At 37.0% G+C, this 12,448-nt stretch carries 13 protein-coding genes; 10 read left to right on the forward strand and 3 right to left on the reverse strand.

All coding sequences use genetic code 11. The features are described from left to right. The first annotated feature begins 87 nt into the window (after positions 1-87). Both acsV and AMET_RS10030 read left to right on the forward strand, forming a co-directional pair. The gene (gene acsV, locus AMET_RS10025; protein WP_012063172.1) at positions 88-2,040 is read left to right on the forward strand and encodes a corrinoid activation/regeneration protein AcsV; all 1,953 of its coding nucleotides are present in this window, start codon (positions 88-90) and stop codon (positions 2,038-2,040) included. Between the two features lie 158 nt (positions 2,041-2,198). Further along, positions 2,199-2,879, forward strand: coding sequence for a DUF3786 domain-containing protein (locus tag AMET_RS10030; protein ID WP_012063173.1), 681 nt, complete (start codon positions 2,199-2,201; stop codon positions 2,877-2,879). A 16-nt stretch (positions 2,880-2,895) separates the two neighbouring features. On the opposite strand, the gene AMET_RS10035 is transcribed toward AMET_RS10030, so the two are convergent. Genes AMET_RS10035 through AMET_RS10045 form a run of 3 tightly spaced genes read right to left on the reverse strand, consistent with a single transcriptional unit; the run spans position 2,896 to position 3,934 of the window. Further along, positions 2,896-3,264, reverse strand: a complete 369-nt coding sequence (locus tag AMET_RS10035) for a hypothetical protein (protein WP_012063174.1) — start codon at positions 3,262-3,264, stop codon at positions 2,896-2,898. Between the two features lie 28 nt (positions 3,265-3,292). Beyond that, positions 3,293-3,712: a DUF3842 family protein gene (locus AMET_RS10040; RefSeq protein WP_012063175.1), complete on the reverse strand. Its 420-nt coding sequence runs from the start codon at positions 3,710-3,712 to the stop codon at positions 3,293-3,295. A 33-nt stretch (positions 3,713-3,745) separates the two neighbouring features. After that, the gene (locus tag AMET_RS10045; RefSeq protein ID WP_012063176.1) at positions 3,746-3,934 is read right to left on the reverse strand and encodes a CooT family nickel-binding protein; all 189 of its coding nucleotides are present in this window, start codon (positions 3,932-3,934) and stop codon (positions 3,746-3,748) included. 951 nt (positions 3,935-4,885) lie between these two features. Between AMET_RS10045 and AMET_RS10050 the strand changes: the two genes are divergently transcribed. The 8 genes from AMET_RS10050 to AMET_RS10080 all read left to right on the forward strand — a co-directional run bounded on the left by AMET_RS10050 (position 4,886) and on the right by AMET_RS10080 (position 12,405). After that, positions 4,886-6,523 (forward strand): ABC transporter substrate-binding protein, encoded by a 1,638-nt coding sequence (locus tag AMET_RS10050; RefSeq protein WP_012063177.1) that lies wholly within the window; start codon positions 4,886-4,888, stop codon positions 6,521-6,523. Between the two features lie 20 nt (positions 6,524-6,543). Further along, the gene (locus tag AMET_RS10055; protein WP_012063178.1) at positions 6,544-7,539 is read left to right on the forward strand and encodes an ABC transporter permease; all 996 of its coding nucleotides are present in this window, start codon (positions 6,544-6,546) and stop codon (positions 7,537-7,539) included. Beyond that, the gene (locus tag AMET_RS10060; protein WP_012063179.1) at positions 7,536-8,399 is read left to right on the forward strand and encodes an ABC transporter permease; all 864 of its coding nucleotides are present in this window, start codon (positions 7,536-7,538) and stop codon (positions 8,397-8,399) included. The genes AMET_RS10055 and AMET_RS10060 overlap by 4 nt, the downstream gene beginning before the upstream one ends. 41 nt (positions 8,400-8,440) lie before the next feature. After that, positions 8,441-9,469, forward strand: a complete 1,029-nt coding sequence (locus AMET_RS10065; protein ID WP_330368737.1) for an ABC transporter ATP-binding protein — start codon at positions 8,441-8,443, stop codon at positions 9,467-9,469. After that, positions 9,459-10,070 (forward strand): ABC transporter ATP-binding protein, encoded by a 612-nt coding sequence (locus AMET_RS10070; RefSeq protein WP_012063181.1) that lies wholly within the window; start codon positions 9,459-9,461, stop codon positions 10,068-10,070. The genes AMET_RS10065 and AMET_RS10070 overlap by 11 nt, the downstream gene beginning before the upstream one ends. A 520-nt stretch (positions 10,071-10,590) precedes the next feature. After that, positions 10,591-10,716: a hypothetical protein gene (locus tag AMET_RS26900; RefSeq protein ID WP_278184245.1), complete on the forward strand. Its 126-nt coding sequence runs from the start codon at positions 10,591-10,593 to the stop codon at positions 10,714-10,716. 409 nt (positions 10,717-11,125) lie between these two features. Continuing rightward, positions 11,126-11,551, forward strand: a complete 426-nt coding sequence (locus AMET_RS10075) for a MarR family winged helix-turn-helix transcriptional regulator (protein ID WP_012063182.1) — start codon at positions 11,126-11,128, stop codon at positions 11,549-11,551. Next, entirely contained in the window at positions 11,551-12,405 is an 855-nt protein-coding gene (locus AMET_RS10080) for an SDR family oxidoreductase (RefSeq protein ID WP_012063183.1), read from the forward strand. Before AMET_RS10075 ends, AMET_RS10080 begins: the two co-directional genes overlap by 1 nt. Positions 12,406-12,448: the final 43 nt, after the last annotated feature.

Below are 12,448 nucleotides of genomic sequence, written 5' to 3' on the forward strand. Positions count from 1 at the left end.
TTTATCTTGCAGAATAACAATACGTGACTATTTGCATCGTACTTCCTCACTTTATCTAGACAGATAGTATTGGAGGGATAAATATTAATGATTAATATAAGGTTTCAACCCATGGACATAAATATACAGGCAGAGACAGGAGAAAATTTATTAGACATCGCTAGAAGGAGCGAGGTATATATAGATGCCCCTTGCAATGGCAGTCTAACCTGTGGCAAGTGCAAAGTGAAGGTTATAGAGGGAAAAGTAGATAGCAGTAGTAGCCATCATATTAAAGATATAGAATTAAAGGCAGGATATGTGTTAGCCTGTAATACGAAGGTAGTTGAGGATATTATCATTGAAGTACCCTCAGGTCAGTCCTCTGATATGCTCGGCATGAAGATCGAAGACCTGTCAGGGCCACGGGATCAAGAAATTTTTCGACGGGCAAGAAGTCAAGTCTTGGATAATGACATGAGATTTTCTTCCTATGTGAAGAAAGATTATTTGGAAATAGAACTACCTACTTTAGATGATAACATTTCTGATTGGGATAGAATAAGAAGATACTTGAGAAACCAATTAGGGTATACTCAAGTATTTTGCAGACTGCCTATGTTAAGGAAAATACCAACTCTCATAAGAGAAAGTGACTTTAAAATCACAATTACTCATATTCCTAGAGGACATGGTAGAACAACGATCGTAAATATTGAAATGGGAGACACCACCAACAGACTTTATGGTGTGGCATTAGATATTGGCACAACATCTGTTGCTGCATGTCTTGTGGACCTTTATGAAGGTAAGTTACTAGCAAAAGCATCATCTGGAAATGCACAAATGAAATATGGAGCTGATGTTATCCATAGAATTATCTATGCAACAAAAAATGATGGCTTAGAAAATCTAAACCATGCTATCGTTCATGAAACCATTAATCCTCTACTTAAAAAAATGTACCAAGAGGCAGGTGTGGATAAAGATGAAATAGCAGCTTTTGTGGTAGCGGGTAATACGACTATGTCCCATTTATTACTAGGAATTTATCCTAACAACTTGAGGTTAGAGCCCTATATACCTACATTCTCAAAGGCGCCTTTTATTAAAGCCTCAGAACTAGAATTGGAGGCAAATCCAGAAACATTCCTGTATATCCTTCCTTCTATAGCAAGCTATGTTGGTGGAGATATTGCAGCAGGAGTTTTGGCTTCAGGAATATGGAATTCTGAAGAAAATATTTTGTTTATTGATTTAGGTACAAATGGAGAGATTGTATTTGGTAATAAAGACTTTTTGATCACCTGTGCTTGTTCTGCGGGACCTGCCTTTGAAGGAGGAGAAATAAGCTGTGGTATGCGCGCCTCGGGTGGAGCTATCGAAAGGGTAGAAATAGATAACAATACTTACATCCCAAAATTCTCAATTATTTACAATGAAAAACCCAAAGGAATATGTGGTTCAGGTATAATTGACTTGATTGCTGAAATGCTAAAAACAGGTCTTATCGATAGAAGAGGAAAAATTAACAGAGACTTAAATACCGATAGAATTCGGTTTGATGAATATAATATTGGAGAATATGTACTGGCCTTTAAAGAAGAGTGGGGTCTTGGCGAAGACATTACAATTACAGAAATTGATATTGACAATTTTATTAAGGCTAAGGGTGCCGTTTACTCAGGAGGCTCTACATTGATTCATAGCTTAGAAATGGATTTTAATATGATTGACAAAGTATATATTGCTGGTGGAATAGGTAATAGCCTATCGATTGAAAAATCCATTGAAATAGGACTGTTTCCAGATATAGAGATTGAAAAATTTGTGTATATAGGAAATAGCTCCCTTATGGGTTGCTATCTTACCCTTATGAGTGAAGATGCTAGACGAAAAATGGAGGAATTTTCTAATCAAATGACCTATATAGAATTAAGTGCTTATCCAGGATATATGGATGAGTTTATATCGGCCTGTTTTTTACCCCATACTGATATTCAACGGTTTCCCACAGTAGAAAAAATACTGCATGACTATAAAACCAATAAAGTGACTTAAAAATATTAGAGATTTCTTTAAAGCGATAGAAGTGCTTTAAGGAAGTCTTTTTTGTAGGATACGGTTATGATTAACCAAGTAAAGCATGGCGACTGGCTATATCAAAGCTGGGGGAAATCGTCAATATATACTATTTTTAAGGAAAGGGGAAATATTACATGGATATTCAAGCGGTAAAAGAAGACCGTCAGGGGAAGGTTCCTTATGAGTATATCAGAAACATATTTAAGGACTGTAACCCAAGGGAGATGTCTGAGTTATCTGGAACACACTATGATCATACCAAGAAGATTTTTACTGTAAAACTGATGAGTAGAGATTATATTGTAAAGTATCCCAGTGGCGAAGTATTCACAAAGGATCAAGAGATAGAAGTAGAATCCTATGCCATTAAAATCATTTTTTTAAGATATCTTGCAAATGCAAATGGCATACCCCTCACGGGAAAGAATATCACCTACAAGGAAATACCAGGAGGACATGTTTATTATCCTAACTTTTATACTAGAACCATATTAAAATTGGCAAAGACTTATGGTAACAAACTCGAGGAATTTATCGTGGCCGGAGAAGAAATAAAGGCAGAGAGAATTAAATCTGGAGATGCGGGGTATCGCTTTCAGTTTTTTAACAATGTTTACTTAACTTTTATTGTTTGGAAGGGAGATGAAGAATTTTCCCCTGCTGCAAATATATTATTTGATTTGAATACGTCATATTATTTTGATGCAGAGGACTTAGCAGTGGTAGGAGAATTAGCTTTGGGAATATTCAAAAACCACGGCAGCCTCCCAGACTGGAAGGGCTTATATCAAAGAAAACCACAAGATAAAAAGTAGCGGAGAGATGTCTCCGCTACATATGTTTTTTGGCTTCTATTAACATTTCATTAGCTTTTTCCATAAACGCTACTGCTTTTTCAATATGATCAGCAACCTGAGGCTTGTCCATTTTTTTGGACTTTTCTACCCATTCTAAAAAGTTATCCTGATGGGATTTATTGTGGTTAATCCAGTGGACTAATAATACTCTCAAGGTTTTTTCTTCATGACTTAAATTAGCATCATCAGAAGACCCAGTGTGATGCACATGGTCATGGCTATGGGGGTTGTTATGGTCGTGGTTATGTTCATGTTCATGATCATGCTCGTGCTCGTGCTTGTGATCGTGGTTATGGTTATGTTCATGGTTATGGTTATGTTTTTCATTATTACAGCAAGACATAATACATTCCCTCCTTATTTCAGATAGTTTATTTTTGAATATTAAATTCCTTCTTTAATATAGCAATAGCATCTTTTATTAATAGCATCATAGGTTTATTTTCTAAACCTACTAATACAAAGTTGTCTGGCATAATTGGAAGTAGGATTTTTAGCGCTTCAGCCTCAGCAACAGCAGCTGCCATTTTTTCTGTCACTTCCCCCATCATAGAATTAGGAATGATGATGGACATGGGTCCAATAATGACATTTGCTTTTTTACTAGATACAACGATAGCATTTTCTCCCGTTGCCCCTTTGTTAGCATGATTTTTAAACATAACAGAAGTAGCAGTGGAATTGGTGCCTAGACCATAAATTTCAAAGTAGGAAGGAAGCTCTTGTCGTAGATGGGCAACAATTTGACCACCTATTCCTCCTCCCATTCCATCGATCACTGCAATAATCATCTTTTAGTCCCCCGATGTTGTATATTTTAATTTTTATTTATCGGTAATAATGATTTTGTGGTCAATTAATTTTATTTCCTTCAGTATACCCTGTACTATTTTTTGTTCTCCTAAGAGATCGGCTAAAAATACCTTTCCATTTTCGGGCTTCATATAGACAACATTTTCCATGATTTTTTCTTCACCTTTGTCAGTGATTAAATAAGCAGTTGATTCACACATATAGAAAACCTCCACTTGATCAAATTTTTAGTAAATATGTATTTCTACCAAAATCATATCACAACTTTAGAAAAGGCGTCAATGCTTATTACATGAATCTTGTTAAAAAATTGACATATTAATAATTAAATATGTAAAAAAGTTAAATCAATAATATGAGAAAGAATATAGAATAGGAAGTGATCGGCGCTTTAAAGAGCCTGTTCAAAAAGCATCAATATCACTTCGACAAGAAAAAACGATCCACGATTAGAGTGTGTTAAGTTACACTTTTGTAGGTCTCTTTTGTTTTTAAGGCTCTCTGGCAAACAGACAAGTCCTTGTCTCTTTGTCTGTAAGTTGTTTTGTTTCTAACAATCCCAGTAAAATTAACGATATTAATAATAATATTTAAAATAATAAAAACATTGACAAATCTATTTCGATAATGTATACTGTTCTTAGAAAATGTTATATACTTATCAAACAGTTGTCATGAAGACAATTGAGAAAATTTTGAGCCATGAAGGTTGGAAACTACCTTTGATGGCTTTTTATTTTACTAAATTCATAGTTTTTAACTCCCGTTCATTAGGTTGGCTAATCCCAATCTAATGAACAACCCCATTTTTGGAGAAAATCACCAAGTTATAGAAACGGGTTATTATAAAATACTACATGATATATCTTCGATTTGTACATTAGAGGAACAGTTGCTTTGTCTCGGGTACATGCTGTCACATGTGTCATTCTAAAAATTAAAAAATGTATCTTGCAAATATAGGAAAATGTTGTTATAATATTAACAAAAGCAAGAGGGCCTCAGAAATAGACTAAATTAATAGCATAATTGTAATTTAACCATGAAGGTTGGACGTTCTTATGAAAAGAACAGTCTACTTTCGTGGTTTTTGTTTTTGTCAGTACTTGATTTAAATGAAGCTTAAATTACATAGGATGGGAGAGATGAAAATGTTAAGAAAAAAGATGGTATTAATAATGGTTTATGTATTAATTGTATCAACGATGATGCTCACTGCTTGTTCATCACAGCAAGAGGTGAAAAGTTCTGAAGGGGAAGTAACAAATGAAGTAACTAATGAAGTCACGAATAAGGAAGAGTTAATTTTGGCCATTGGTAGTGAACCCGATGATGGATTTGATCCTATCAACGGTTGGGGGCGTTACGGATCACCACTTTTCCATAGTACCTTGCTTACCCGTGATGGGAATTTCAATATAGTATATGACCTTGCTACTGAATATGAGGTAAGTGATGATGGTTTGGTCTGGACAGTGTATTTACGAGATGACGTAAAGTTTTCAGATGGTGAGGATTTAACTGCTGAGGATATTGTATATACATTTAATACAACTGCTGCAAGTGGCTCTGTTGTTGATTTAAATATAATGGAGAAGGTAGAAGTAGTTGGTGAATATACAGTTGTATTTACACTGAAGCAACCACAATCTACCTTTATTCACACATTAGCTACTACAGGAATTGTTCCTAAGCATGCACACGATGATAACTATGCTGAGAATCCTATAGGTTCTGGTCCCTTCAAGTTTGTACAATGGGATCAAGGACAACAGCTTATTGTAGAAGTCAATCCAATGTATTATGGAGAAAAGCCAGGATTTAAGAAGTTAACCTTTTTATTCTTAGGAGAAGATGGCGCCTTTGCTGCTGCAAGAGCTGGGCAGGTAGACCTTGCTGCTATTCCAGCATCTTTTGCAAAACAAGAAGTGTCAGGGATGAAACTAGTTAATATAGAAAGTGTTGATAACCGTGGAATACTATTTCCTTACGTACCAGCTGGGGGGACAACAGAGGAAGGGTTTGCCGTAGGGAATGATGTTACAGCTGATAGAGCTATTCGACAAGCGATCAATATCGGTCTAGATAGAAATGCTTTAGTGGATGGAATTTTAGAAGGTTTTGGTACCCCGGCATATAGTGTTAGCGATGGTATGCCTTGGTGGAATGCTGATACAGTAGTTGAAGATGGAAACATAGAAAAGGCGAAAGAAATATTAGCCGATGGAGGCTGGGAAGACATAAATGGTGATGGGATCCTTCAAAAAGGCGATCTGAAGGCAGAGTTTACAATGATATACCCAGCTAGTGATCAAATCCGACAATCTCTAGCTATAGTGACTGCTGATATGATGAAACCTTTAGGGATTCATGCGATACTAGAGGGAAAAAGCTGGGATGACATTCAAAAGATGATGTATTCTAATGCAGTACTTTTTGGATGGGGCAGCTATGATCCTTTAGAAATGTATAATCTTTATAGCAGTGAAACAGCTGGGCAAGGATGGTACAACACTGGTTTCTACGGTACCCCTACTGTCGATGCATATATGGAGCAAGCGCTTCGGGCCACTAGTGAAGAAGAAGCGATTACATACTGGAAAAAAGCGCAGTGGGATGGAACTACTGGATTTAGTGCTAAGGGCGATGCTCCTTGGGCATGGCTAGTTAACCTAGATCATTTATACTTAGTGAGTGAAAATCTTGACATAGGTACACCGAAGATTCAACCCCATGGGCATGGATGGCCATTAACTGATAATATTATAGAATGGCAGTGGAAGGAGTAGCAGAAAAGGAGGAGGGCAATATGGACACAAGAAAGCTTTTAGTATTTACGATGAAAAAAAGTGCTAGACTGGCTACCTTATTGATTGCAATATCCTTCCTATCCTTCATGCTCATAAGTTACTCTCCCATTGACCCAGTTCAGGCATATGTAGGGGCTGATATGATGCGGGTAGGGCCTGAACAGCGGGAAAAAATTGCAGAATATTGGGGATTAGATAAGACACCTCTACAGCAGTTCACCCATTGGGGAACTGCTGCCCTAGGGGGGAACTTAGGAACCTCTATGATTTACCGTCGTCCAGTAATTGAGGTTATTAGAGATCGTTTTTTAGCATCCTTAGCATTGATGATGATTGCTTGGCTCGTCTCGGGAGTATTAGGCTTTGCTCTAGGAGTTATTGCTGGAATGAAGGAAGGAACCTGGATTGATAGATTGATAAAATGGTATTGTCTAACATTAGCCTCCACCCCTACCTTTTGGTTAGGACTATTATTACTTATTATATTTGCAATGGGATTAGGTTGGTTTCCTATAGGACTGGGAGTTCCAGCAGGGGTTCTAGCAGAGCATGTTACGATGGGTGATCGTATGAAACATTTGATTTTACCTGCATTAACATTAAGTATATTGGGGGTTGCCAATGTAGCATTACACACCCGACAAAAACTGATAGAAGTTCTTTCAAGTGAATATGTTTTATTTGCCCGAGCTAGGGGTGAGAAGGGATTGTTATTATTTTGGAGACACGGCCTTCGTAATGTAGCATTACCGGCTATTACCTTACAATTTTCAGCATTTAGTGAGTTGTTTGGAGGAGCTGTTTTGGCAGAACAAGTATTTTCCTATCCTGGACTAGGACAAACCACAGTACAGGCAGGATTAAGGGGAGATGTACCTCTTTTATTGGGAATTGTAATTTTTAGCGCATTATTTGTATTTACAGGAAACTTAATAGCAGACCTGATCTACCAAATTGTAGATCCCAGAATTAGGCAGGGAGGTTCCTCATTATGAACAAGGTTATAGATATCTCAACAAACAGAAAAATGATTTGGAAGCTCAATCGCAGGCAGCGAACGATTATAACGACAGGTTTAGCTGCAACAATCCTAATAGCTATTATCTTGGGAGGAATCTTCAGTAGCAATGAAAAAATTCAGACCTACTTACAAATTAGAAACTTATCTCCATCCCTGCAGCATCCCTTTGGAACTGATTGGCTGGGAAGAGATATGTTTACCCGTACCATTAAGGGCCTTACCTTAAGCCTCGGTGTAGGCATGCTGGCAGCAACTTCTAGTTTAATGGTTGCTCTGGTATTAGGTATGATGGCGGCCACCATGGGAAGAAAAGTAGATGCGTTTGTATCATGGCTTGTAGATTTGTTTCTCAGTGTACCTCATTTAGTGGCCCTGATTCTAATTGCCTTTGCTTTAGGTGGTGGTATGAGAGGTGTGGTTTTAGGTGTAACCCTAACCCATTGGCCAAGTCTAACAAGGGTAATTCGTGCAGAAGTGATGCAACTTCGCAACTCGGAGTTTGTAGAAGTTTCTCGCCAATTTGGAAAATCTTCTTGGTGGATAGCGACACGGCATATACTACCTCACTTAATACCTCAGTTTTTTGTAGGCTTAGTTTTATTATTTCCTCATGCAGTGTTACATGAAGCAGCGATCACCTTTTTAGGCTTTGGATTATCGCCACATCAGCCGGCTATTGGCATTATCTTATCTGAGTCTATGAGGTATTTATCTACAGGAATGTGGTGGCTAGCATTTTTTCCAGGCCTATCCTTATTGGTTATGGTTCGTGCCTTTGATATATTAGGAGAAAATCTACATATGCTCATGAACCCACATAGAGGTCATGAGTAGGGTGTTAAGTAAATCGTGATTATGGGAAGGGGAGAGAGGCATTGTCTGTAGCATCATCACTTAAAAAGGAAGAAGAAAAATTAGTTGGGCCAAAACAGGTAGAAATTCAAAAAATCATGAAGTCGATTAAGTTATCGAAAAAAACAGAAGCGGTCCTTCAGGTAGAAGAGCTGTCTGTATCTTTTGTTCAATATACAAAAGGATTACAACAAAAAAACCTGAGGGTGATCAGCAGTCTTAATATAGATATCCATCCAGGAGAGGTATTAGCGGTGGTGGGGTCCAGTGGTTCCGGGAAAAGCCTGCTAGCCCATGCAATTCTTGGCATTCTACCTAGCAATGCAACGGTAGAAGGAAAGATTTCCTACAAGGGGGAGACATTAACACCCAAGAAACAGCAACAGTTAAGGGGGCAGGAAATAGCTTTGGTGCCTCAATCAGTAAATTATTTAGATCCCCTAATGCGGGTAGGAAAGCAGGTTAGAACTTCAGTAAAGGATGCAGATCCTATTAAAGCTCAAAGGGAAGTTTTTGCTAGATATCATTTAAAGCCAGAGGTTGAGAATCTATTTCCATTCCAATTGTCAGGTGGAATGGCACGAAGAGTATTGGTCTCCACTGCTGTGGTAAGTGGAGCAGAGTTAATCATTGCTGATGAGCCGACACCAGGAATGGATACTGCATCTGTTCAGGAAGCTATTAAATGCTTTAGAAAGCTGGCGGATGATGGGGCTGCAGTCATGTTAATTACCCATGATATAGAAACGGCCTTAAAAATTGCAGATCGTATTGCTGTATTCTATGCCGGCACTACTGTTGAAGTGGCACCAGTAAAAGACTTTAAAGGTAAAGGTGAAGAACTAAGACATCCCTATAGCAAGGCGCTGTGGAGGGCATTACCCCAAAACGATTTTATACCCATTAAGGGATTTCAACCATTACCTAGTGCTTTACCATCTGGCTGCTTATTTGAACCCCGATGTAACTTAGCTACATCCCATTGTAGTAAGGTACAGCCCCAGGCCCGTATAATACGTAATGGAATGGTGAGGTGTATTCATGCTACTTAAAGGGGAAAATATAGGTTTTAGATACGGAAGAGCCCCATGGGTATTAAGGAAGAGAGATATTGCCATAGAGGCAGGGGAAGTAGTTGGAATTATGGGGTCAAGTGGTTGCGGTAAAACGACACTTGGTAGGATCTTGGCTGGCTATGAAAAACCCTGTGAAGGTAGCGTAACATTAGATGAAAAAAACCTGCCTAAAAAAGGATATAATCCTGTTCAACTAGTGTTTCAACATCCTGAGAAGGCGGTAAATGGACGATGGCATATGAAAGATACACTTCAGGAGGGATGGGAACCTAATGATGAGGTTCTTGAAGCCCTTGGTATCGAAAAGGCTTGGCTGAAGCGATGGCCCAATGAGTTATCCGGTGGTGAGCTTCAAAGGTTTTGTGTGGCAAGGGCTTTGGGTTTACAGACAAGATTTCTTATTGCTGATGAAATGACTACCATGCTAGATGCTATTACACAGGCACAAATATGGCATGTAGTGCTTGATGTTGCAAGGAAGCAAAATATAGGTATTGTTGTGGTAAGTCATGAAAAGCACCTTATAAATCGATTATGTAATAGGGTGATTGATTTATCGCAAACGAAGATAAGCTAATTTGCTACAAAGAAAGTAAAAGACATGGGGACGTCAGACCGCGCTAAATTGCATTATTATTCCATTAAGCAATAATAAATTGGTATTCCTAGGGCTAAGGCGTCTGATTTTGTTATTTTATGGAATTGTTTTTCTAAGCACTACATTACTTGTAAAGCGGTGTGTAGCTTATATAATCAACGAAAAAGTACGGTTGGAGATCACAGCTTATACAATCATTATATTAATAATGTTTCATTTTTTTTACTGTAATAAATATTCTAAAATCAGAAATCATAATAATATTAGTTTAATGTATTGGTATCAATTAAACTAATAATCATTAGCGTTAAATTAATCCATAATTTGTCATCCTGAGTGGAGTGAAACGAAGTTGATGGATCTATGACCAAGAAGGAGCACCCTTGAGAATATTTCAAGAGTCTGGGTCGTCAGTAGTGGGGTGACACTTTGAAAGGATTTATGGAAATGATTGGGTTAATTTAAGCCTATGAACTAGTAATATAAGGGAGGGTTATAAGTGGAAATTAAAAATAAGCTAAGCGAAGTACCTTTGGCTAATCTAGATAGTAATCATCTAGAAAAAGTAAAAAAGCTTGAAAAAGAGTTAGATGATAATTATTATTTAATTGCTTTCAAGAAATGATAACACCGTTTGAGTGTTAAAGCGCAGAACAAGAAAATTAAAACAACCAGAAAAGGAAAAAACGCTTAAAGAGCCATTACCAAGTAAGTAGATCTACGTCTTGTGAAAAGTTTTCCCAAGAGAAGCGAAGCTCTGATTGGTAAAAAACGTCTGCAGAGTGTGTGGTATTAATAGAGATGGAATCGGTTGAAGTCATAGGTTTACAAGGCTTTATTTAAAAACAGAATCGTAATTTATGTTCCCCTATACAAGAAGTATAGGGTTTTTTTGTATAGAGGAAGGAATTTAAAAAAAACTACAGAAAATCATTTGGCTATGTAATAAAAAAATATTGACAATGATAGATTCAATACATATAATTTAGTTAGTTACCTTAACTAACTAAATATTTAATACAGGAGATGACGTAATGAAGGAAAATATCATTCTAGCAGCAGAAGAAATAGCTATGTTTTGCAGACTGCAAATGTACGTAAAAAAGGGGTTACCTATAAGATCAAGTGAGATGGGAGTGCTTATTTATATTCAGAAGCAAGACGAAGCTGTTACCCCATTAATGATAAGTAATTTCTTTCAAATTACAAAACCTTCAGTGACTGCCATGATTAATGAACTGATTAAAAAAGAATATTTGGTTAAAGCACCATCTGTGACTGATGGGAGAAGTTATACTGTTTCTATTACTGACAAAGGTCAAAAACTAGTTGCATCAACACATGATGAATATTTTAAAGCCATGGAGCTTCTTAAGGAAAAAATGGGAGTAGCAGATTTTGATGTATTTCTCAGATTACTACAAAGTGCAAATGAAATACTTAAGGAGGCTAAAGGTTAATGAAAATACTGATAACCGGAGCATCGGGGAATGTAGGAAGATATGTCGTAAAAGAATTACTGAATAAGGGAGAAGGGGTAGTTGTAGCCGGAACCAATGTTGAAAAATTAAAGAAAATATTTGGAGATAAGGTTGATGTAGTGAAATTTGACTTTGTAGATAAAGAAACATTTCATAAGGCATTAAAAGATGTAGATCGTGTCTTTCTAATGAGACCGCCCCAACTTGGAAAGCCTGAGGATCTGTATCCCTTTATTGATTCTATGAAGTCACATAATATAAAATTGGTTTCTTTTTTATCCTTAATGGGTGTTGAAAAAAACACCATACCTCCTCATCATAAGATTGAGAAGTATATTGAAAAAGTACAAGTGCCATATGCCCATATTAGACCCGGATTCTTTATGCAGAATTTATCAGGGATTCACTCCGTAGAAATTAAAGAAAAAAATGAAATATTGATTCCAGCTGGCAAGAGTAAAACAAGTTTTATTGATACAGCAGACATTGGACTTTCAGTAGCAACGTTATTACACGAACCAGAAAAATATAAAAACACAGCCCATACCATAACTGGACCAGAGTCTTTGGATTATTACCAAATAGCTGAAATTTTAAGTGAGATCACTGGAAAGAAAATAATGTATAGAAAACCCAGCTTCTTAAAGTATAGAAGTGACTACATTAAGAAAAGGGGATTGGATAAAAATTATGTAAACGTAACAGTAGCTCTATATTTCATGACAAGAATGGGTACAGCAAAGATGGTGACTGATGAATTTTATCAGCTTACAGGACGGAAACCTAGAACATTCCGTGAGTTTGCAAGTGAAAACATAGATTGTTTTGTGTAGAAAAAAGCTGCAACAAAAATCTCGTACTACTTTTTTGGGTATT

Source organism: Alkaliphilus metalliredigens QYMF, assembly GCF_000016985.1.
Lineage (GTDB): Bacteria > Bacillota > Clostridia > Peptostreptococcales > Natronincolaceae > Alkaliphilus_A > Alkaliphilus_A metalliredigens.

What these genes read in the sequence shown, in the direction of transcription:
- AMET_RS10060 (WP_012063179.1), top strand. Translation starts at nt 7,536, where the DNA reads ATGAACAAGGTTATAGATATCTCAACAAACAGAAAAATGATTTGGAAG.
- AMET_RS10045 (WP_012063176.1), bottom strand. Translation starts at nt 3,934, where the DNA reads ATGTGTGAATCAACTGCTTATTTAATCACTGACAAAGGTGAAGAAAAA.
- AMET_RS10050 (WP_012063177.1), top strand. Translation starts at nt 4,886, where the DNA reads ATGTTAAGAAAAAAGATGGTATTAATAATGGTTTATGTATTAATTGTA.
- AMET_RS10055 (WP_012063178.1), top strand. Translation starts at nt 6,544, where the DNA reads ATGGACACAAGAAAGCTTTTAGTATTTACGATGAAAAAAAGTGCTAGA.
- AMET_RS10080 (WP_012063183.1), top strand. Translation starts at nt 11,551, where the DNA reads ATGAAAATACTGATAACCGGAGCATCGGGGAATGTAGGAAGATATGTC.
- acsV (WP_012063172.1), top strand. Translation starts at nt 88, where the DNA reads ATGATTAATATAAGGTTTCAACCCATGGACATAAATATACAGGCAGAG.
- AMET_RS10040 (WP_012063175.1), bottom strand. Translation starts at nt 3,712, where the DNA reads ATGATTATTGCAGTGATCGATGGAATGGGAGGAGGAATAGGTGGTCAA.
- AMET_RS10070 (WP_012063181.1), top strand. Translation starts at nt 9,459, where the DNA reads ATGCTACTTAAAGGGGAAAATATAGGTTTTAGATACGGAAGAGCCCCA.
- AMET_RS10035 (WP_012063174.1), bottom strand. Translation starts at nt 3,264, where the DNA reads ATGTCTTGCTGTAATAATGAAAAACATAACCATAACCATGAACATAAC.
- AMET_RS10030 (WP_012063173.1), top strand. Translation starts at nt 2,199, where the DNA reads ATGGATATTCAAGCGGTAAAAGAAGACCGTCAGGGGAAGGTTCCTTAT.
- AMET_RS10075 (WP_012063182.1), top strand. Translation starts at nt 11,126, where the DNA reads ATGAAGGAAAATATCATTCTAGCAGCAGAAGAAATAGCTATGTTTTGC.